The 20995-nt window shown below is 74.5% G+C and carries 17 protein-coding genes; 10 read left to right on the top strand and 7 right to left on the bottom strand.

The annotated features are described in order from the left end of the window. Positions 1 to 98 precede the first annotated feature (98 nt). Positions 99 to 935: an FAD binding domain-containing protein gene (locus K7472_RS26350; RefSeq protein WP_222981058.1), complete on the top strand. Its 837-nt coding sequence runs from the start codon at positions 99 to 101 to the stop codon at positions 933 to 935. 2 nt (positions 936 to 937) lie between these two features. Then, positions 938 to 3682, top strand: coding sequence for a molybdopterin-dependent oxidoreductase (locus tag K7472_RS26345; protein WP_222981057.1), 2745 nt, complete (start codon positions 938 to 940; stop codon positions 3680 to 3682). Between the two features lie 44 nt (positions 3683 to 3726). Here K7472_RS26345 and K7472_RS26340 read toward each other — a convergent pair whose 3' ends face one another. Next, the gene (locus K7472_RS26340) at positions 3727 to 4662 is read right to left on the bottom strand and encodes a trypsin-like serine peptidase (RefSeq protein ID WP_222981056.1); all 936 of its coding nucleotides are present in this window, start codon (positions 4660 to 4662) and stop codon (positions 3727 to 3729) included. Between the two features lie 205 nt (positions 4663 to 4867). On the opposite strand from K7472_RS26340, the gene K7472_RS26335 reads away from it, so the two are divergent. Beyond that, complete coding sequence (locus K7472_RS26335) at positions 4868 to 5509, top strand: nucleoside/nucleotide kinase family protein (protein ID WP_252396267.1); 642 nt, start codon at positions 4868 to 4870, stop codon at positions 5507 to 5509. Positions 5510 to 5542: 33 nt separating this feature from the next. Here K7472_RS26335 and K7472_RS26330 read toward each other — a convergent pair whose 3' ends face one another. The 3 genes from K7472_RS26330 to K7472_RS26320 all read right to left on the bottom strand — a co-directional run bounded on the left by K7472_RS26330 (position 5543) and on the right by K7472_RS26320 (position 8550). Further along, positions 5543 to 6205: a TNT domain-containing protein gene (locus K7472_RS26330; RefSeq protein WP_222981054.1), complete on the bottom strand. Its 663-nt coding sequence runs from the start codon at positions 6203 to 6205 to the stop codon at positions 5543 to 5545. A 164-nt stretch (positions 6206 to 6369) separates the two neighbouring features. Beyond that, a complete protein-coding gene (locus tag K7472_RS26325; RefSeq protein ID WP_222981053.1) occupies positions 6370 to 7872 on the bottom strand; it encodes a DHA2 family efflux MFS transporter permease subunit in 1503 nt (500 codons plus the stop codon). A 78-nt stretch (positions 7873 to 7950) separates the two neighbouring features. Then, positions 7951 to 8550: a TetR/AcrR family transcriptional regulator gene (locus K7472_RS26320; RefSeq protein ID WP_222981052.1), complete on the bottom strand. Its 600-nt coding sequence runs from the start codon at positions 8548 to 8550 to the stop codon at positions 7951 to 7953. A gap of 696 nt (positions 8551 to 9246) precedes the next feature. Between K7472_RS26320 and K7472_RS26315 the strand changes: the two genes are divergently transcribed. Both K7472_RS26315 and K7472_RS26310 read left to right on the top strand, forming a co-directional pair. Beyond that, positions 9247 to 9921 carry a YoaK family protein gene (locus K7472_RS26315; protein ID WP_222981051.1) on the top strand — a complete coding sequence of 225 codons (675 nt, stop codon included), beginning with the start codon at positions 9247 to 9249 and terminating at the stop codon, positions 9919 to 9921. 183 nt (positions 9922 to 10104) lie between these two features. Next, a complete protein-coding gene (locus K7472_RS26310) occupies positions 10105 to 11496 on the top strand; it encodes an NADP-dependent succinic semialdehyde dehydrogenase (RefSeq protein WP_222981050.1) in 1392 nt (463 codons plus the stop codon). A gap of 198 nt (positions 11497 to 11694) precedes the next feature. Here K7472_RS26310 and K7472_RS26305 read toward each other — a convergent pair whose 3' ends face one another. Next, on the bottom strand, positions 11695 to 12309 hold the full coding sequence (locus K7472_RS26305) for a histidine phosphatase family protein (RefSeq protein ID WP_222981049.1): 615 nt from the start codon (positions 12307 to 12309) through the stop codon (positions 11695 to 11697). A gap of 149 nt (positions 12310 to 12458) precedes the next feature. On the opposite strand from K7472_RS26305, the gene K7472_RS26300 reads away from it, so the two are divergent. Then, positions 12459 to 13895, top strand: coding sequence for a dihydrolipoyl dehydrogenase family protein (locus K7472_RS26300; protein WP_222981048.1), 1437 nt, complete (start codon positions 12459 to 12461; stop codon positions 13893 to 13895). Between the two features lie 72 nt (positions 13896 to 13967). On the opposite strand, the gene acs is transcribed toward K7472_RS26300, so the two are convergent. Together acs and K7472_RS26290 are read right to left on the bottom strand one after the other, a co-directional pair. Continuing rightward, a complete protein-coding gene (gene acs, locus K7472_RS26295) occupies positions 13968 to 15929 on the bottom strand; it encodes an acetate--CoA ligase (protein ID WP_222981047.1) in 1962 nt (653 codons plus the stop codon). A 60-nt stretch (positions 15930 to 15989) separates the two neighbouring features. After that, positions 15990 to 16622: an acetate uptake transporter gene (locus K7472_RS26290; RefSeq protein WP_222981046.1), complete on the bottom strand. Its 633-nt coding sequence runs from the start codon at positions 16620 to 16622 to the stop codon at positions 15990 to 15992. 357 nt (positions 16623 to 16979) lie between these two features. Here K7472_RS26290 and K7472_RS26285 point away from each other — a divergent pair, with 357 nt between their 5' ends. The 4 genes from K7472_RS26285 to K7472_RS26270 are packed head-to-tail and all read left to right on the top strand — an operon-like array spanning position 16980 to position 20990. Next, positions 16980 to 17849: a LytR/AlgR family response regulator transcription factor gene (locus K7472_RS26285; protein ID WP_222981045.1), complete on the top strand. Its 870-nt coding sequence runs from the start codon at positions 16980 to 16982 to the stop codon at positions 17847 to 17849. Beyond that, positions 17846 to 18226 (top strand): hypothetical protein, encoded by a 381-nt coding sequence (locus K7472_RS26280; protein WP_222981044.1) that lies wholly within the window; start codon positions 17846 to 17848, stop codon positions 18224 to 18226. The genes K7472_RS26285 and K7472_RS26280 overlap by 4 nt, the downstream gene beginning before the upstream one ends. Next, entirely contained in the window at positions 18223 to 19767 is a 1545-nt protein-coding gene (locus K7472_RS26275; protein ID WP_222981043.1) for a sodium/solute symporter, read from the top strand. Before K7472_RS26280 ends, K7472_RS26275 begins: the two co-directional genes overlap by 4 nt. Further along, positions 19764 to 20990: a GAF domain-containing sensor histidine kinase gene (locus K7472_RS26270; RefSeq protein ID WP_222981042.1), complete on the top strand. Its 1227-nt coding sequence runs from the start codon at positions 19764 to 19766 to the stop codon at positions 20988 to 20990. The genes K7472_RS26275 and K7472_RS26270 overlap by 4 nt, the downstream gene beginning before the upstream one ends. Positions 20991 to 20995 lie beyond the last annotated feature (5 nt).

Raw genomic sequence — 20995 nt, 5'->3', positions numbered from 1 at the left:
TGTGTCGCACCAGTCGTGGCGCCCGGCGCGGCATTGCTTCAATCACCGCGTCGAGGGCCGCGCCGCGTGGGCCCGGCACGAACGAAGGCGGGACGATCATGGACCTGGGCACCGTGACGCAGATGCGCGACGCCCGCCGCCGCGAGCAGTGGCGGCCGGGCGACGCCTACCTGGGCGGCGGCACCTACCTGTTCTCCGAGCCCCAGCCGCACATCCGCAGACTCGTCGACCTCGGGTCGATGGGCTGGGAGCCGCTGGAGGTCACACCGGACGGCCTGGTCATCGCCGCCACCTGCACCGTCGCGCAGCTGAACCGGTTCACCGCGCCGCCCGGCTGGCAGGCCTGCCACCCGCTGATCGAGCAGTGCTGCCGCTCGTTCCTGGCCTCGTTCAAGATCTGGAACATGGCCACCGTGGGCGGCAACATCTGCAACGCGCTGCCCGCGGGCCCCATGATCTCGCTCACCGCCGCCCTGGAGGGCGAAGCCACCCTGCTCGCGCTGGACGGCGGGGTGCGGCGGCTGCCGGTCGCCGAATTCGTCACCGGCAACGGCCGCAAGGTGCTGCGCGAGGGCGAGCTGCTGCGCTCGGTGACCCTGCCCACGTACGCGCTGCGCTCGCGCACCGCCTTCCGCCAGGGCTCCCTGCACCGGCTGGGACGCTCGGCGGCGCTGGTCATCGGACGGCACGACCCGGCGGACGGCTCGTTTACCCTGACCGTGACCGCCTCCACGCCGCGCCCGGTGCGGCTGTGGTTCCCGCTGCCGCCCGCCGCCGCTCAGCTGCGGGCCGCGCTGGAGCAGGCGGTCCCGCCGGGCGCGTGGTTCGACGACATCTACGGACTGCCCGAGTGGCGCCGCCACCTGACGCTGCGGTTCGCCGAGGAGATCCGCGCCGAGCTGACGACCGCGCCGGTGGCGCCGGGGGAGGAGTGACGATGCGACTGCGCGTCAACGGACGGGAGTTCGACGAGGAGCCGCGTGCGGGGCAGTGCCTGCGCACCTTCCTGCGCGGGCTCGGCTGGTTCGGCGTGAAGAAGGGCTGCGACGCGGGCGACTGCGGCGCGTGCACGGTGCACGTCGACGGCGAACCGGTGCACAGCTGCCTCTACCCGGCGCTGCGCGCCCGCGACCGCGCGGTGACCACCGTGGAGGGACTCGCCCCCGCCGACGGCGAACTCCATCGCGTGCAGCGGGGGTTCCTCGACGCGCAGGGCTTCCAGTGCGGCTTCTGCACCGCCGGTTTCCTGATGACGACGGCCGCCCTGGACGACGACAAGCGCGCCGACCTGCCACGCGCCTTCAAGGGCAACCTGTGCCGCTGCACCGGCTACCGGGCCATCGAGGACGCCGTGCGAGGGGTGAAGCACACCGAGGAGCCCGCGCCCGGCGAGAGCGTGGGCCGCAACCTGCCCGCCCCGGCCGGACCGCAGGTGGTCACCGGCACCGCCCGCTACACCTTCGACGTCGCCGTGGACGGCCTGCTCCACCTGAAGATCCTGCGCTCGCCGCACCCGCACGCCCGCATCCGGGCCATCGACACCACCCGGGCCCTCGCCGTCCCCGGCGTGCGTGCCGTGCTCACCCACCACGACGCGCCCGAGCGCCTGTTCTCCACCGCCCGCCACGAGCATCCCGAGGAGGACCCCGACGACACCCGCGTCCTGGACGACGTGGTGCGGTACGTCGGCCAGCGCGTCGCCGCCGTCGTCGCCGACAGCGAGGCCGCCGCCGAGGAGGGCTGCCGCCGCGTCGAGGTGGACTACGAGGAACTGCCGTACGTCATCGACCCGGAGGAGGCCATGCGCCCGGGCGCCCCGGTGATCCACCCCAAGGGCGACGAGGCCCGCATCGCCCGCCCACAGGACAACGTGGTGGGCGAGACGCACGGCGAGGTCGGCGACGTCGAGGCGGGGTTCGCGCAGTCCGACGTCCTGCACGAGCAGACCTTCCGCACCCAGCGCGTCCAGCACGCCAGCCTGGAGACGCACGGAGCGGTGGCCTGGTTCGAGGGTGACTTCGACGCGCCGGACGGCCGGCTCGTGGTGCGCTCCAGCACCCAGACCCCGTTCCTGACCCGGCGGGCGCTGTGCACGCTGTACGACCTGCCGCAGGAGAAGGTCCGGGTGGTCGCGGGCCGGGTCGGCGGCGGCTTCGGCGGCAAGCAGGAGATGCTGGTCGAGGACATCGTGGTGCTCGCCGCGCTGCGCACCCGCCGCCCGGTCAAGCTGGAGTACACCCGCCCCGAGCAGTTCTTCGGCGCCACCACCCGGCACCCCTTCACCATCGAGGTCAAGGCCGGGGCGAGCCGCGACGGGCTGTTGAAGTCGATGCGGATGCGGATCGTCTCCAACACCGGCGCCTACGGCAACCACGGCCCGGCCGTGCTGTTCCACGGCTGCGGCGAGTCGTTCGCCGTCTACCGCTGCCCCAACAAGAAGGTCGACGGGTACGCCGTCTACACCAACACCGTGCCCGCCGGCGCCTTCCGCGGCTACGGGCTCGGGCAGGTCGTCTTCGCCGTGGAGTCGGTGATGGACGAACTCGCCCGCCGCCTGGACCTCGACCCGATGGAGTTCCGCCGCCGCAACATCATCGCCGCCGACGAGGAGATGATCGCGCCCGGCGGCGTGGAGGAGGACCTGCACATCGGCTCCTACGGCCTGGACACGTGCGTGGAGGTGGTGCGCCGCGCGATCGCCGAACCCGATCACGGCGAGGCACCGCCGGACGGCTGGCTGGTCGGCCAGGGCGCCGCGCTGTCGATGATCGCCACCGGCCCGCCCGGCGGCCACATCGCCGACGCCAGGGTGGTGCTCCAGCCCGACGGCGGCTACGAACTGTCCGTCGGCACCGCGGAGTTCGGCAACGGCACGACAACCGTGCACCGCCAGATCGCGGCGGGCGAACTGGGCACCACCGTCGACCGCGTGACGATCCGTCAGTCCGACACCGACGTGGTGCGCCACGACACCGGCGCCTTCGGGTCGACCGGCACGGTGGTCGCGGGCAAGGCGACCCTGCGCGCCTCGCAGGCACTGGCCGCGCTCGTGCTGGACTTCGCCGCCCAACACCTGGGCGTGGCCCGTGAGTCGTGCGCGATGGCCGAGGACGCCGTGGTGTGCGCCGGGCGCCGGGTACCGCTGAAGGAGCTGTACGAGGCCGCCCGCACGGCGGACCGGGAACTGGCCGCGGACGGCCACTTCGGCGGCACCCCGCGGTCGGTCGCCTTCAACGCCCAGTGGTTCAGGGTCGCCGTCGACCCCGCCTCCGGCGAGATCCGCATCCTGCGCAGCGTGCACGCGGCCGACGCCGGTCAGGTGATGAACCCCATGCAGTGCCGGGGGCAGGTCGAGGGCGGCGTCGCCCAGGCGCTCGGGGCCACCCTGTTCGAGGAGGTGGTGGTGGACGAGCGCGGCGCCGTCACCACGGCCGCGTTCCGCCGTTACCACCTGCCGACCTACGCGGACACCCCGCGCACCGAGGTGCACTTCACGCCCACTCGCGACGCCATCGGCCCGCTCGGCGCGAAGTCGATGAGCGAGAGCCCGTTCAACCCGGTCGCCCCGGCGCTCGCCAACGCGCTGCGCGACGCCACCGGGGTCCGCTTCACCAGGCTGCCGCTGACCCGCGACCGGGTGTGGCTGGGACTGCGGGACCACGGAGTGGCGCGGGAGGCGTGAACTGCCGCCGGATCGCGCCGCGTTGACCGAGCGGGTGCGCGGCCTCAGGAGTCGGCGACGGCCTCCTGGTACAGGTCGCGCACCTGCTGCCCGAAGACGCTGCTGTACGACAGGTACGGCACCGTGCCACCGCCCAGATAGCCGCCGACGACACCGACCACGGAACCGCTGCCGTCCGCGCGCGCTCCCGCCAGCCACGGGCTGCCGCTGGTGCCGCCGCTGAACCCGGGGCAGTACACGCGCAGCCGGTCGGGGGCCGGTGCGGTCGCGGTGCCGTCGCACACCACCGGGGTGTCCACGTCACGCGGATACCCCGTCAGCCGCACCGGACCCGGGCCGCGGCCGAAGGCGACGGGGTTGCCGCCGACCACGTCCTCGATCTCGCGGCCGTGCAGCGGCTCGATCACCAGGAACGCCACGTCGGCGTCCGGATCCGTCTCCCAGACCCAACTGGGCGCCACGAACGCGCTGCTGACCCGCCAGACCCCGGCCGGTTCCGTTCCGTCCTCACCCACGCCCGGGGCGAAGCCGAGGCCGGTCAGGTAACTGCCGCCCGCGCCGCCGTGCACGCAGTGCGCCGCGGTGATCACCAGGTCACGGTGCGGGCTGTCGACGACGCTGCCCGTGCAGTAGTGACTGGGCTGCTCCGCGAGGTGCAGGACGGTGCCCACCCGGTACGTCGGCGGATAGGCGGGCGGGGGAGCGGAGGGCTTCGGTGACGCGGTGGGCGCGACCCGGCCCGCCCCGCCGGGCGTCGGCCACGCGAGAGGACCGGAACCGGCACGGCGCGCCCCGGGAGGCGCCCCGGCGCGATCCGCGGGCCCGCCGTGCGCCGTGGCGGTGCGCACCACGTCGTGCGCGGAGCCCGCGCCCACCGCCGGACGTTCCACGGTGCCCATCGAGGACAGCCAGAACGCGGTCAGGCAGGCCAGCGCCGCTCCCCCCGCGCCCAGCACCCCGGCCCTGCCGAACCACCTCACGCTGTCCTCCCCGGGCCGCCGGACATCAGGAGGCGCCCAGCCCGCGCCCCTGGCAGATGATCCGACGACCCGGCGCACCACGGCGGCCCGACACTCACCCGCTCACCCTCCCGGGGGACGCTGACGGGGACAGTCGGAGGACCACCGGCGCCGTCTCGCGCGGGTGTTCGGCCCCCGGCGGGCGGACGTGAGGCGTTCGGGCAGGATGGCGGGTGTGCGGTTCACACCTGTCTCCTGGCCCCGGCTCACCGACGCCCTCGCCGACCGGATCACGGCGCTCGCCCCGCTCGACGGCGCCGCGTGGCCCAGGGTGGTGGTGGACGGTGCGCCCGCGGCCCGCACCGGCGAACTCGCCGACGCGCTGGCCGAGGCGCTGCGCACGCGCGGCCGCCGGACGCTCAGGGTGAGCGCGGACGGCTTCTGGCGGCCCGCCTCGGTCCGGCTGGAGTACGGGCACCGGGACGTCGACGCGTACTACGACCTGTGGCTGGACACCGGCGCGTTGTGGCGCGAGGTCTTCGGCCCGTTGAGCCCCGGCGGCGACGGGCGGACGCTGCCCTCGCTGTGGGATCCGGTCGCCGACCGCGCGACCCGGGCCCCCTACGTGACGCTCCCGCCGGGCTCCGTGCTGCTGCTCGACGGACCGCTGCTGCTGGGCCGGGGCTTCCCGGTCGACCTCGGCGCCCACCTGCGGCTCTCCCCGGGCGCGCTGGCCCGCCGCACCCCGGATGCCGACCGCTGGACGCTGCCCGCCTTCGGCCGTTACGACGAGGAGGTCGACCCCGGCGCGACGGCGGACATCGTGGTGCGCTGCGACGACCCCCGCCACCCCGCGTGGTCGCAGTGAACGGCCTTGCAGGGGGCGAGGGTTGACGGTGCGTCAGGTAAGCCGTTCCAGGTAGCCGTTGGTGACCAGCCAGCCCACGTTGAGCTGCGACGGCGCGCCCGGCAGCAGGCTCGCGTCCAGCTGGTACTGCCGGCCGCGTCCGGGCTGCCCGAACCACGGCGCGATCGGCCCGGCGTCCACGCTGAACGCCTTGACCACCCGGTAGTCGTGGTAGTTGCAGCCCGCCGCGGGCGTGCCGTCCAGACTCTGCGGCGGGATGGACCGCTCCGCGTACGGCAGGCCCTCCGGTGCGAGGAACGCGCCGTACTCGCTGCCGTAGCGGTCGATGTCCTGGCCCGGGCGCAGCGCCTGGTGCCATTCGACGGGCGTGCCGTCGGGGCGGGTGACGTAACCGTCCGCCGGCGGGTAGATCCAGCCGCCCTGGCCCGAGTTGGCCGCCGCGTCGTAGTAGCGGGCGAGGAACGCCCGGTCGCCGAGGCCACCGGTGCGCCGGTAGCCGATCAGCTGGTGGCCGACCCGGCCGCGGTCCGGAAGCTGCTCGGGGCCGAGCCGGGCGTCCTGGTCGAAGTACCCGGCCGAGCAGGCCGCGGAGTGCGCGTGCGCCGACGGCGAGGCGGCCGTGGCGGGCGCCGCCACGGCCACCGGGAGGAGGAACGCGCTGGCGAACAGCGCCGCGACGAACCGGCGAACCCTCATGTGAGCCCCTGTCTGGAGACGGCGGAAGCGGTCGGTCGCCCATGCTAGGAGTACGGGGATCATCACACGCGGTGAACTCCGCAAGTGTGATCGTCGGTTCGTACTCCGGGCGACCGACCGCTTCCGCGGGGCCCGTCCGGTCCGTCAGACGGTGCCGGGAGACGTCACATGTGGACGACCGGCGCCGCGGCGGAGTCCTGCGACGGCTTGCCGCCGCGGTACATCAGGGCGGTGATGACCAGACCGGCGACGAAGAACCCGGCCGACCACCAGTACGCGGTGGAGTAGCTGTGCAACTGCGCCTGGGCGGCCAGTACCGGGGTCGGCCGCTTGCCCGACATGTAGTGGGTGGCGGCGCTGGCGGCCAGGGTGTTCAGCAGCGCGGTTCCGACCGAACCGCCCACCTGCTGCATGGTGTTGACGGTGGCGGACGCCACGCCCGCGTCCCGCGGCCCGATGCGGTCGGTGGCCAGGCTCATCGCGGGCGGCATGACCAGGCCGAGGCCGAGGCCCATCACGATCAGCGGCGGCAGCACGTCGGCCGCGTAGGTGCTGTGCAGCCCGAGGTTGGTCAGCCACGCCATGCCGACCGCGGCCATGCCCATGCCCAGCGGCACGATCGGGCGCGGGCCGACGCGCGGCACCAGCACGTTGGTCGCCAGCTGCGCGGTGACCATCAGCGAACCGATCATCGGCAGGAACGCGAGCCCCGTGGTGACCGGAGTGTAGCGCAGCGTCGTCTGCAGGTAGTAGGTGAGGAAGAGGAACACGCCGAACATGCCGGCGCCGGAGATGGCGACGGTGATGAACGACGCGCCGCGGTTGCGGTCCAGCAGCACCCGCAGCGGCAGCAGCGGGTGGCTCGCCCGGCGCTGCCAGGCGGCGAACGCCGCGATCAGCACGACGCCGGCGACCAGGAAACCCCAGGTCAGCGGCGAACCCCAGTGGTGGGTCTCGGCGTTGGAGAAGCCGTAGACCACGCCGAACAGACCGGCGGAGACCAGGAGGGTGCCGGGCAGGTCCAGCTTGGGCCGGTCGGCCGGGGCGCCGGGCTTGAGCAGCACCAGGCCGCCGATGAACGCGATGACGGCGAAGATGAGGTTGACGTACAGCGTCCAGCGCCAGCTGAGGTGCTCGGTCAGCACACCGCCGAGCAGCAGGCCGATGCCGCCGCCCGCGCCCGCGATGGCGCCGTAGATGCCGAACGCCTTCGCGCGCTCCTTGGCGTCGGTGAACGTGATGTTGAGCAGCGCCAGCGCGGCCGGGGCGAGCATGGCGCCGAACAGGCCCTGCAACGCCCGCCCGGTGACGAGCAGGTCGAAGCCCTGGGCGGCACCGGCGAGCGCGGAGGCACCCGCGAAGCCGAGGACGCCCACCAGAAAGACGATCTTGCGGCCGACCAGGTCGGCGAGGCGTCCGCCGAGCAGCAGCAGGCTGCCGAAGGCGAGCGAATAGGCGGTGACGATCCACTGGCGGTTGCCGTCGGAGAACCCGAGGGCCCGCTGCGCGGACGGCAGGGCGATGTTGACGACGGTGGCGTCCAGCACGACCATCAGCTGGGCGATGCCGATCACGGCGAGGACGAACCAGCGGTTGGCGGCCGGGTGTTCGCCGCCGCCGCGCTCCGCGGCGAGGCCGACCGGGTGGTCGGCGGTGGTCTGGGACATGGCGTGGTCCTTGGGCTCGGGGTGGGTCTGGTGCTCGGGTGGGGGCGGCCCGGTGGCGTGGCGTCCGGGCGGCCGCTGTCAGCTGTTGAGGAGCGCGGGCAGGACGACCGCGTCGATGTAGCGCGTCATGTAGGCGGCGTCCGCGAAGCGGTCCTCGAGGATCTTGCGGGCGGGGAGCGCCGCGACCAGCATCGGCAGGAAGAACTCGGCCGCCTTGGTGTCCGCGCGGATCTCACCGCGGGCGACGGCGCGTTCCAGCATCGCGTCCAGTACGGCGCGTTCCGGCTCGATGAGGGCCTGGCGCATGGCGTCGCCGAGTTCCGGATGGCCGTCGCAGGCGTGTCCGACGGCGGCCAGCAGCGCGGTGTCGCCCGGGGCCACGTGCTCGACGCGGTGGGCGACCTCCAACAGGTCGCCGCGCAGGCTCCCGGTGTCGATGCCCGCGCTGTAGACCGGCTTGAGGTGCCGCAGCGCGGCGGCGACCAGTTCGGGCTTGCCCTTCCACTGCCGGTAGAGCGTCGCCTTGCTGGTGCGGGCCCGGGCGGCGACGGCGTCCATGGTCATCGCCTCGTAGCCCGCGCCGCGCAGCTCGTCCAGCACGGCGGCGTAGAGCTTTGCCTCGCGGTCCGGGGTGAGGCGGGTGCGGCGGGCCGGCGCCTGTCCGGCTTCCGTGGTCATGTGCCCACCTCCCTGGAGGTCTCCGGAGGCCGTGCGATCGGCGGTCCCCGGGCGGTCGGGCGGAGCTCTGGCGCCCCAGCCTCGAACGAAACTGTTTCGTACAGCTCTACGGTAGGCCAGGCTCTATCGAAACGCAAGAGTTTCGCTAGCGGGGGTCAAGCGGGAATCCGGCGGAGGTCGAGCGGGAATCGGGACCGCCACGGACGGACCAGGCGGTACTGCCCTGGACGGACCAGTCGGCCGCGCGCGTACGGCATTTCGGGGGCAACGCTGGTGACGGACGGGTACCCGGCCGGATCCAGGGCAGGAGCGGGCCAGAACGACCCGAACCGACAGGAAGGTGGAGGTTGTCGTGCTGCGACTGCTGCGACGTCCGGAACGACCAGGACAGCCCGGACCCGGGAGGGCGCAGGCCGCGCCCGCCTGGACCAGCCCGCACCCCGACCCCGTGCCGCCGAGGCCGACGCCCGCGCCGCCCCCCGGACCGCAGCCAGGGCCCGCCCCTGGGCCCGCGCCCGTGCCGGAGCCGGACCCCGTGCCCGCGCCGCCGCCCGGCCCTGGGCCGGGACCGCTGCCCGACCCGGTGCCCACGCCCCCGCCGCCGGGACCGGGCCCCGAGCCGGGTCCTGAACCCGTGCCCGACCCCGGGCCGCTGCGGTAGTGACGCACGGGCCGGGCCGGGCGGAGCACCTGGCCATGACCCTGCTGTCAGCCGCCTCCGGGGCCGTGGACGCGCTCGCGTTCACGGCCCTGGGCCATGTCTTCGCCGGAGTCATGACCGGCAACCTCGCCCTGCTGGGCATCGCCTGCGGCGGCGACCGCTTCGGCGACGTCGCGGCGCCGCTGATCGCGCTGGCCGGATACGTCGCGGGAACGGCCGCCGCCGCACGCTATTGCGGGCCCCGGCCGGACGGCCCGGGGGAGGGCTGGCCGACGCGCACGCTGGCGGTGCTGGCCGCGGAGGTCGTCCTGCTCGCGCTGAACGCCGTGGCCTGGGCCGTCGGCGGAGCGCCGCCCACCGGAGCGCCGCGCGACGTGCTGCTGGGTGTCGCCGCCGTCGCGATGGGCGCGCAGTCGGGCGCGATGCTGGGCGCCGGTACCGCCGCGCGCCCGTCGACCTACCTCACCGGCGCGCTGACCACGTTCGTCAGCCGGGCGGCGGCGGGCGCCCCTCAGGAGACGGGACGCTGGGTGCCGATCCGGCTCGGCGCGCTCGCGGCCGGCGCCGGGGCGGCCGCCGCCCTCCACCGGGGCGCGGCGCCGTGGGCGGCGGCGCTGCCTCCGCTGCTCGTCGCGGCCGGTGCGCTCACCGCCGCCCGGGCCCGCCGCGAGCGGGGCCGGACGGCTGCGGCGGCGCCCCAGGAGGCGTGAAGGTGGCGCTCCAGGAGGCGTAAATCGGTGAATACGGGGCACGTGGTGCTTGCGGTTCGCGGGGCGGGCCCGCGTGGCCTCGCGCGGGCGACGCGCCCCGGCAGGACCGGCCGACGACCCGGGCCCGGCCGGCCCGCGCCGGACCATCACCCGGGCTCCAGCAGGCTTCGAGGAGGACGTGCCATGCCCATCGCAACCGTCAATCCGGCGACCGGGGAGACCCTCAAGACGTTCGAACCGCACGGACCCGACGAGATCGAGGCGACCGTCGCCCGGGCCGCGTCCGCCTTCCGCGAGTACCGCACGACGAGCTTCGCCGAACGCTCCGAGCTGATGCGGCGCGCCGCCGACCTGCTGGAGAAGGACCGCGACGAGATCGCCGCGATCATGACCACCGAGATGGGCAAGACGCTCGCCGCCGCCCGCGCGGAGGCCGCCAAGTGCGTCAAGGCCATGCGCTGGTACGCCGAGCGCGCCGAGGGACTGCTCGCCGACGAGCGGGTGGACACCGCCGACGTGGAGGACTCCGGCGGCAGCCGGGCGTACGTGCGCTACCGGCCGCTGGGCGTCGTGCTGGCCGTGATGCCGTGGAACTTCCCGCTGTGGCAGGTCGTGCGCTTCGCGGCACCTGCCTTGATGGCGGGCAACGTCGGGCTGCTCAAGCACGCCTCCAACGTGCCGCAGACCGCCCTCTACCTCGGCGACCTCTTCCGCCGCGCGGGCTTCCCCGAGGGCTGCTTCGCCACCCTGCTGATCGGCTCGCGGGAGGTGGAGGGGGTACTGCGCGACTCCAGGGTCGCCGCCGCCACGCTGACCGGCAGCGAGCCCGCCGGACGCTCCGTCGCCTCGATCGCGGGCGACGAGGTGAAGAAGACCGTGCTCGAACTCGGCGGCAGCGACCCGTACATCGTGCTGCCCTCCGCCGACGTAGCCGCCGCCGCGAAGACCGCGGTCACCGCGCGCGTGCAGAACAACGGGCAGTCGTGCATCGCCGCCAAGCGCTTCATCGTGCACACGGACGTCCACGACGAGTTCGCCGAACGCTTCGTGGCGGGCATGGCGGCGCTGAGCGTCGGCGACCCGATGCGGGAGGGCACGGACGTCGGTCCCGTCTCCAGCGAGCAGGGCCGCGCCGACCTGGAGGAACTGGTGGACGACGCCACCGCGCGCGGCGCGACGGCGCTGTGCGGCGGACGGCGGCCCCAGGACCAGCCCAAGGGCTGGTTCTACGAACCCACCGTGCTCGCCGGGGTCACCCCCGACATGCGCATCCACCACGAGGAGGCGTTCGGCCCGGTCGCGACCCTGTACCGGGTGCCCGACCTGGACGCCGCCGTCGACCTCGCCAACGACACGCCGTTCGGCCTGAGTTCGAACGTGTGGACCTCCGACAACGCCGAACAGCACCGCTGCGTACGGGACTTGCAGGCGGGCGGCATCTTCTTCAACGGCATGACGGCCTCGCACCCCGCGATGCCCTTCGGCGGCGTCAAGCGCTCCGGCTACGGGCGCGAGCTGGCGGACCACGGCATCCGCGAGTTCTGCAACGCCACCACCGTCTGGTACGGCCGTTGAGCGACGGGGACGCCGACGGGGACGGCGACGGCGACGGTCGGTCCCAGGTCATCGAGCCGGCCGTGGTCCTCGACTGCGCGGCCCGTTCGACGACCGCGGGTGGCTGACCGTCGTGCCGGCCGACCCGGAGGGCGACGAGTTCTGCCTCATCGTCCCGCCGGGCGACCTGCCGACCAGGGGCTGAGCCGCCCGGGAGCGCTACGCGGGCGGCTGCTGGTTCCACGACGCCACGACCGGGCGGTCGTGCTCGGTGCCCAGACGGCTCACCGTGGCCGTGTCCAGCCGGAACAGGGCGCCGCCGGACGCGGGCAGCCCGAGCCGCCGGGCCGTGATCACCCGCAGGATGTGGGCGTGCGCCACCAGCACCACGTCGCCGCCCTCGCCGTCGAGGTCCGCGTCGCGCAGCGCGGCGTCCACCTGCTTCAGCACCCGGTCGGCGCGTTCCCCCACCTGCGTCGGGCTCTCGCCGGGATGACCGTCCGGTCCGGAGGCCACCCCGTCGGTCCACAGGTCCCACTCCGGGCGGGTGCGGTGGATCTCCACCGTGGTGATCCCCTCGTAGGCGCCGTAGTCCCACTCGTGCAGCTCGGGGTCGAGGACCGCGTCGCGCAGGCCCGCCAGCTCGGCGGTCCTGCGGGCCCGCGCCATCGGGCTGGTCAAGGTGAGCGCGATCCGCCGCCCGGCCAGCAGTGGCACCAGGGAACGCGCCTGGTCCTCGCCCCGGCTGGTCAGCGGCAGGTCCGTCCAGCTGGTGTGCTTTCCCGACCGGCTCCACTCCGTCTCGCCGTGCCGGATCAGAATCAACTCGCCCATGTGCGTTCCTGCCTCGTTTCCTGGCGCGGTGGCGCCGTCGCGTGTCACGCTCGGCACCATCTTGCTCGATCGCCGGCCGGGGCGCGGATGCGGGCGTCCGCGGGCTGCCGGAGGATGACCGGCGAGGACACCCACCGGGAGGCGGCACCGTGGATCAGGAGCACACGTACGACGTCGTGGTCGTCGGCGCAGGACCGACCGGCGAGAACCTGGCGGACCGCGCCCACGCGGCGGGCCTGAGCGTCGCCGTCGTGGAGAGCGAACTCGTCGGCGGCGAGTGCTCGTACTGGGCCTGCATGCCGAGCAAAGCGCTGCTGCGCCCGCACACCGCGCTCGCCGAGGCCCGCAGGCTCCCCGGCGCCCGCGAGGCGGTCGGCGCCACCCTGGACGCGGCGGCCGTGCTCGCCCGGCGCGACGACTTCGCCGCGCACTGGAAGGACGACGGCCAGGCCGAGTGGGTGCGCGGCGCCGGACTCGACCTGGTACGCGGACACGGCAGGCTCGACGGGCCCCGCCGGGTCGCCGTGGACACTCCCGACGGCTCCCGCGTGCTGCTCACCGCACGCCACGCGGTCGCCGTCTGCACCGGCACCCGCGCCGCGCTGCCCGACCTGCCGGGCCTCGCGGCGGCGGGCGTGTGGACCAGCCGGGAGGCCACCAGCGCCAAGGAGGTGCCGGGTCGCCTCGCGGTGGTCGGCGGCGGCGTGGTGGCCGTGGAGATGGCGACCGCGTGGCGGGCCCTGGGCAGCGAGGTCACCCTGCTGGTGCGCGGCGACGGACTGCTGCCGCGCATGGAGCCGTTCGCCGGTGAGCTGGTCGCCGAGGGGCTGACCGCCACCGGAGTGAAGATCAGCAACCGGGTCTCGGTGTCCGCGGTGGACCGCCCGGCGCCCGCGGCACCGGTGACCCTGACGCTCGACGTCGGCGGTGAACTCGTCGCCGACGAGGTGCTGTTCGCGACCGGACGCGCCCCGAGGACCGACGACCTCGGCCTGGAGACGGTCGGCCTGGCTCCCGGCGACTGGCTGACGGTGGACGACTCCTGCCGGGTGACCGGGGTCGACGGCGACTGGCTCTACGCCGCAGGGGACGTCAACCACCGTGCGCTGCTGACCCATCAGGGCAAGTACCAGGCGCGGATCGCGGGCGCCGTCATCGGAGCCGTCGCGCAGGGCGAGCCCCTCGACCCCGCCCCCTGGGGCCCGCACCGGGCCACCGCCGACGTCGAGGCCGTGCCGCAGGTCGTCTTCACCGACCCGGAGGCCGCCTCGGTCGGCCCGACGGCCAAGGAGGCCGAGGAGGCGGGCCGCCGCGTCCACGTCGTCGACTACGACCTGGCGCAGGTGGCGGGCTCGGCGCTGTACGGCGACGACTACCGGGGCCGGGCCAGGATGGTGGTGGACGCCAACAGCGAACGCCTGGTCGGCGTCACCTTCGTCGGCCCGGGCGTCGGCGAGCTGCTGCACTCCGCGACCGTCGCGGTGGCCGCGCAGACCCCGATCAGCCGCCTGTGGCACGCCGTTCCCTCGTACCCGACGATCAGCGAGGTGTGGCTGCGGCTGCTGGAGGCGTACCGCGACCGGTAGTCCGGGCGGAGGTACGACGGGCCCGGGACCGCCGCCCGACGGACGGCGGTCCCGGGCCCCGCACGTGCGCGCTCACTCCTCCGACGCGGCGCCCGGCAGCTTGGACTGGATGAGGTCCATGACCGTGCTGTCGGTGAGCGTGGTGACGTCACCCAGCTCACGGTTCTCCGCCACGTCGCGCAGCAGTCGTCGCATGATCTTGCCGGAGCGGGTCTTGGGCAGTTCCGACACCGGCAGGACGCGCTTGGGCTTGGCGATGGCGCCCAGCGCCGAGCCCACGTGGTCGCGCAGTTCCGCCACGAGGTCCTCCGTCTCGGTGGCGCCGCCGCGCAGGATGACGAACGCGACGATGGCCTGCCCGGTCGTCGGGTCCGCCGCACCGACGACGGCCGCCTCGGCGACCTTGGGGTGCGAGACGAGGGCGGACTCGACCTCGGTGGTGGAGATGTTGTGCCCCGACACGAGCATCACGTCGTCCACCCGGCCGAGCAGCCAGAGATCGCCGTCGTCGTCCTTCTTCGCCCCGTCACCCGCGAAGTACCGCCCCTCGAAACGCGACCAGTAGGTGTCGACATACCGCTGGTCGTCCCCCCAGATCGTGCGCAGCATGCCGGGCCACGGCTCCGTCAGCACCAGGTAGCCGCCCGCGCCGTCCGGCACCTCACGGCTCTCGTCGTCCACGACGGTCGCCGCGATGCCGGGCATCGGGGTCTGCGCGGAACCGGGCTTGGTGGCCGTCACGCCCGGCAGCGGGCTGATCATGATGCCGCCGGTCTCGGTCTGCCACCAGGTGTCCACGATCGGGCAGCGGTCCCCGCCGATGTTCTTGCGGTACCACATCCACGCCTCGGGGTTGATCGGCTCCCCGACGCTGCCCAGGACCCGCAGGCTGGACAGGTCGAAGCGGGCCGGGATCTCCTCGCCCCACTTCATGCAGGTGCGGATCGCGGTGGGCGCCGTGTAGAAGACCGACACCCGGTGCTTGGCGATGATCTCCCACCAGCGGCCCTGGTGCGGGGTGTCCGGCGTCCCCTCGTAGATCACCTGGGTCGCCGCGTTCGACAGCGGCCCGTAGACGATGTACGAGTGCCCGGTCACCCAGCCGATGTCCGCGCTGCACCAGTACACGTCCGTCTCGGGCTTGAGGTCGAAGACGGCGTGGTGGGTGTAGCTGACCTGGGTGAGGTAGCCGCCGGACGTGTGCAGGATGCCCTTGGGCCTGCCCGTCGTGCCGGAGGTGTAGAGGATGAACAACGGGTGCTCGGCGCCGAACGCCTGCGGCTCGTGCTCGGCGGACTGTGCCTCGACCACCTCGTGCCACCACACGTCGCGGCCCTCGTGCCAGTCCACGTCCTGCCCGGTGCGCCGCACCACCAGCACGCTGCGCACCCGCCCGGCGCCCGGCCTGGTGAGCGCCTCGTCCACCGCGGGCTTGAGCGCGGACGGCTTGCCGCGCCGCCAGCCGCCGTCCGCGGTGATGACGACCCGGGCGTCGGCGTCGTCGATGCGGGTGGCCAGCGCGTCCGCCGAGAAGCCGCCGAACACTACCGAGTGCGGCGCGCCGATACGGGCGCAGGCCAGCATCGAGATCACCGCCTCCGGGATCATCGGCAGGTAGATCGCGACCCGGTCGCCCTTCTCCACCCCCAGCCCGGTCAGCGCGTTGGCCGCTTTGCACACCTCGTCCTTGAGCTGGGCGTAGGTGAGGTCCCGGGTGTCACCGGGCTCGCCCTCGAAGTGCAGCGCCACGCGGTCGCCGAGCCCCGCCTCGACATGCCGGTCCACGCAGTTGTACGCGACGTTCAGCTCACCGTCGGCGAACCACTTGGCGAACGGCGGGTTCGACCAGTCCAGCGTCTGCTGCGGCTCGGTCGCCCAGCTGAGCCTGCGCGCCTGCTCCGCCCAGAAGGCCGGCCGGTCGGCGGCGGCCCGCTCGTACACCTCGGCGGTCACGTTGGCGGCGGCGGCCAGCGCGGGCGGGGGCGGGAAGCGCCGCTCCTCGCGCAGCAGGTTCGACAACGTTTCGTCGGACACCATCACTCCTGGGGCTGGTCGGTGCTGTGCGGCCGGGTGCCGCCGGTCGGTACTGCCGGTTCAGGACAACGGCCAGGTCGGCACCACCGAACGCTTCCACGTCGCGTTGGTCACGACCGCGAACGACGCGTACCAGGCGATGACCGCCGTGATCAGCCCGACCCAGCCGCCCGCCTTGGCGACGTCGGCCGACTGCGCGAACTCGCCCGCCGCGAGCAGGATGAACGTCATCGACAGCGCCACGAACACCCCGAGCACGGCGCCGTTGACGCGCAGCGCGGCCACCGTCATGTACACCGTGAAGATCGCCCACACCAGCAGGTACAGGCCCGTCGCCTGGTGCGCGGTGGCCAGGGGCAGCGTCGGCGCCACGTAGCGCGCGAGGAGCGCGTACGACAGCCAGAACGCGCCGTAGGAGGTGAACGCGGTCGCGCCGAAGGTGTTGCGGTTGCGGAACTCCCACATGCCGGCCAGGAGTTGGGCGAGCCCGCCGAAGGCCAGCGCCAGCGGCAGCACGACGCCCGCCAGCCCCGCGTTGATGAGATTGGCGTTGAAGCAGCTCAGGACGAACGTGGTGGTGGCGAACGCGCCCAGGCCCAGCGGTGCCGGATCGGCGACGCCGGTCCCGGTGGCCGACGCGGGCGGCGGGCTCGACGGGGTCTCGGGAGCGGCGGGCGGAACGGTACTGGCCATGGCTGGCCTCCTGGTCTCGTCGAAGTCATCGGGTCGTCGGGCACACGGGTGTTCGGGTCCACGGACGCGCGGCGTCGCGGCTGCTCACGGGCGGGTGTGGGGGCGCGCGGCGGACGGCGTCCGGGGCGCGCCGCCGTTGCGGACCGCGGGCCCCCGCGCGGACAGCGGCGCCCGGCGGTCACGCTAGGAACGCGACACGCGGACAACGAGGGGACCCGCCACCGGCCGTCGCCGAACGGTCACTCCGGTGCGACGAACGGTCCTGACGCACCGGCAGGAGTGAAGACGCGGTACGGGCGGTTGACGCACGCCGTGGGACGGCCCGTCGCCCCGGCGGCTCAACTAGACTCCGGCGCCATGCTGCGCGTGCTGGCCGTGGACGACGAGGTTCCCGCGCTGGGGGAACTGCTCTATCTGCTGCGCGCGGACCCGCGGATCGCCCGGGCGGACGGCGCGACCGACGCCACCGACGTGCTGCGCCGCCTCGGCCGCACCCCGGGGGAGCCCTTCGGCGGCCCGGACCCGTACGACCTCACCGGCGATGCGGGGCAGCGGAGTTGCGCGCAGGACGGGGGCGGCGGCGCTTATGGCGGTGGACCGGACGGGCCGGGGGTGCTCGACGCGGTCTTCCTCGACATCCGGCTGCCGGGCCTCGGCGGGCTGGACCTGGCACGGCTGCTGGGGCGCTTCGCCCGGCCGCCGCTGATCGTCTTCGTCACCGCCCACGAGGAGTTCGCGGTGCGCGCCTTCGACCTGGAGGCGGTCGACTACCTGCTCAAGCCGGTCCGCCGCGAACGTCTCGCGGAAGCCGTGCGCAGGGTCGACGAGCTGGTGCACGGCACGCCCGTGACCGCCCGCGGCGCCCCCGCGGACGAGGTGATCCCGGTCGAACTCGGCGGCGTCACCCGCTTCGTGCGCCCCGACGAGGTGACGTACGCTCAGGCACACGGCGACTACGCTCGGCTGCACACCGTCGGCGGCGCGGGCGGCCACCTGGTGCGCGTCGCGCTGTCCACGCTGGAGGACCGGTGGCGCGAACGCGGATTCGTCCGGGTGCACCGCCGCTATCTGGTGGCGCTGTGGGCCATCGACGAACTGCGCACGGACGGCGGCAACATGAGCGTGAGGGTGGGGCGCGAACGGCTGTCGGTGAGCCGCCGCCACGCCCGCGAGCTGCGCGACCTGCTGGTGCGCGGCGCGGCACACCGTGTGCGGGGCGGCAGTTGACGGGCGGGCCGGTGCGGCGCGAGGTGGTCACCGGCGGCCGGTGCGACCCGTCGCGCGGCGCGGCGGGAGCGACTGACACCGAGCCGTCGACTCGGGACGACGCGCGGCTGCGCGCCCTGGTGCGGGCGCAGTTGCGCGCCGCCCTGACCGCCGTGGCCGCCCTCGCGGTGCCGCTCGGCGCGCTGCCCCTGCTGCTGGACCGCGTACCTGCCGTCTCCCGCACCAGGATCGGCGGCGTGGGCGTCACCTGGCCGCTGCTCGGTGTCGCGGGCTACCCGCTGATGTACCTCATCGGCCGCTGGTACGTCACCCGGGCCGAGGCCAACGAGGCCCGCTACCAAGGTGGTTGCCCCGACCAGGAGGACGGCCCCCGGTGAGCGGCGCGTACGGCGGCGTGGCGGTCGCCGCGGTGGCGCTGGCCACCGTGCTGGTCGGCGCGCTCGGCCTGCGCGTCTCGCGCACCACCGACGACTTCTACGTCGCGTCCCGCACGGTGCGGCCCGGACTCAACGCGGCGGCCATCAGCGGCGAGTACCTGTCCGCCGCGTCGTTCCTCGGCATCGCGGGCCTCGTCCTGGCGCACGGCGCGGACATGCTCTGGTACCCGGTCGGCTACACGGCCGGATACCTGGTGCTGCTGGTCCTCGTAGCCGCGCCGCTGCGCAGGTCGGGCGCGTACACGCTGCCGGACTTCGCGCAGGACCGGCTGGAGTCGGTGACGGTGCGCCGGATCGCCGCGGTCCTCGTCGTCGGGATCGGGTGGCTGTACCTGCTGCCCCAACTCCAGGGCGCGGGGCTGACGTTGCGCACGGCGACCGGGGCGCCGCGCTGGGCCGGCGGGGCCGTTGTGTCGGTCGTGGTCGCCGCCGACGTCGCCGCGGGCGGCATGCGCAGCATCACCCTCGTGCAGGCGTTCCAGTACTGGCTGAAGCTCACCGCGCTGCTGGTGCCCGTCGTCTTCCTGCTGCTGGTCTGGCACGGCGACGGCAGCCCCGGCGGACCGGCCGCCGTCCACGCGACGGTCACCGGAGGCGGCACCGGGCCCCATCCGCTGTACGCCACCTACGGGTTGATCCTCGCCACCTTCCTCGGCGCGATGGGCCTGCCGCACGTCGTCGTCCGCTTCTACACCAGCCCGCACGGCCGCGCCGCCCGCCGCACCACCCTGGTGGTCCTCGTCCTGGTCGGCGCCTTCTACCTGCTGCCGCCGCTGTACGGGGCGCTGGCCCGGGTCTACGCGCCCGACCTGGCCGCCACCGGCGACCCGGACGCGGCCGTGCTCGTGCTGCCGGAGCGCATGATCGGCGGCACCGGGGGAGGACTGCTGGGCGCGCTGCTGGTCGGCGGGGCGTTCGCCGCCTTCCTGTCCACCTCCTGCGGGCTGACCGTCTCGACGGCCGGAGTGCTGGCCCAGGACGTGCTGCCCTCGGTCGGAGTGCGGTCGTTCCGCTGGGCCACGCTGCTCGCGGTGGCCGCGCCGGCCGCGCTCACCCTCTCGGCGGCCGGACTGCCGGTGGCCGACACGGTCGGTCTGGCCTTCGCGGTGGCCGCCTCGTCGTTCTGCCCGTTGCTGCTGCTGGGCATCTGGTGGCGCGGGCTGACACCACCGGGCGCCGCCGCGGGCATGCTGGCGGGCGGCGGTCTCGCCCTGGGCGCGGTCGCCGCCACGATCGCCGGATGGCCCCGCCACGGCTGGCCGCAGGCTCTGATGGCGTGGCCCGCGGTCTGGTCGGTCCCGGTGGGCTTCGTCACCATGATCGCGGTCTCGCTCGCCACCCGCGGCGCGATCCCGCCCGGCACCACGGCTGCGATGCACCGGCTGCACCGCCCGGAACCCGTGCCGCCGACGCCCCGCGACCCGGCGGGCGTGCCGCGTGCGGCGCGCGTGCCGCGTCCGTGGCGCGGGGCGGGCCGGTGAGCGCCCAGGCGGGGGTCCCGCTCGCCGTCTGCGCGCTGGCGTGCGGGGGCGCCGCCGTGCTGGGCGCGGTGCTGGACCGGGTGTCGAGGGCGGGTGGCCCGCGGCGCCGACCGGGCACGTCCGTGGCGTGCCGCGTGGCGGCGGCCGGTGAGCCGCTGCGCGACGGCCTCGGACCGGCGGCGGCACGCAGGACGGTACGCGCACTGCGGCCCGCGCTGGACGCCGTCGCGGTCTGCCTCACCGACACGCACGCCGTCCTCGCCTGGGACGGCCCGGACGAAGGCCGCCGCGACGCGGCGATGCGGGACGTCCGCCGCGCGCTGGACGAGGGACGCGTGGTCGTCACGTCACCGGCCCCGGCTCGTCTCCCGGGCGACGACGCGTCCGGTGCCGTGCTGCGCCTCGCCGCGGCCCCGCTCGTCGCGGAGGGCCGAGTGCTCGGCGCGCTGGCCGTCCACGCCCGCGCCGACGGGCCCGGCCTCGCGCGAGAGGTCGCCGAGGCGGCCCGCTGGTGTTCGCTGCGGCTGGAACTGGCCGGACTCGACGCGTTGCGCACGCGGCTGCGCGACGCCGAGACGCGGGCGCTGCGGGCGCAGATCTCCCCGCACTTCATCTTCAACTCCCTGGCCGCCATCGCCTCCTTCGTCCGGACCGACCCCGAGCGGGCCCGCGAACTCCTGCTGGAGTTCGCCGACTTCACGAGGTACTCCTTCCGCTCCAGCGGCGACTTCACCACGCTCGCGGAGGAACTTCACTCCATCGAGCGGTACTTGACGCTGGTACGCGCCCGGTTCGGCGACCGGCTCGCGGTCACCCTGCGGATCGCGCCGGAGGTGCTGCCCGTCGCGCTGCCCTTCCTGTGCCTGCAACCCCTCGTGGAGAACGCCGTCAAGCACGGAGTCGAGGGCCGCCCCGACCACGGCCGCGTCACCATCACCGCCGACGACGAGGGCGCCCAGGCGCGCGTGGTGATCGAGGACGACGGCGCGGGCATGGACCCGGCCCGGCTGCGTGCCGTCCTGCGCGGCGACGGCGGCCCCCGCACCGGCATCGGCCTGGCCAACGTCGACGAGCGGCTGCGCCAGACCTACGGCGACGCGTACGGCCTGGTCATGGAGACCGCGCCGGGCGCGGGCATGAAGATCACCGTGCGCGTCCCGAAGTACCGCCCCGGCGTCCGCGCCACGCCGACGGGCACGACTCCGCCGCGGGGACCGACGTGACGCGC

The sequence above is a fragment of the Streptantibioticus parmotrematis genome (genome assembly GCF_019890615.1).
In the GTDB taxonomy this organism is placed as follows: domain Bacteria; phylum Actinomycetota; class Actinomycetes; order Streptomycetales; family Streptomycetaceae; genus Streptantibioticus_D; species Streptantibioticus_D parmotrematis.
Note: the sequence above shows the minus strand (reverse complement) of the source record. Positions and strands in the feature narration are given on the sequence as shown.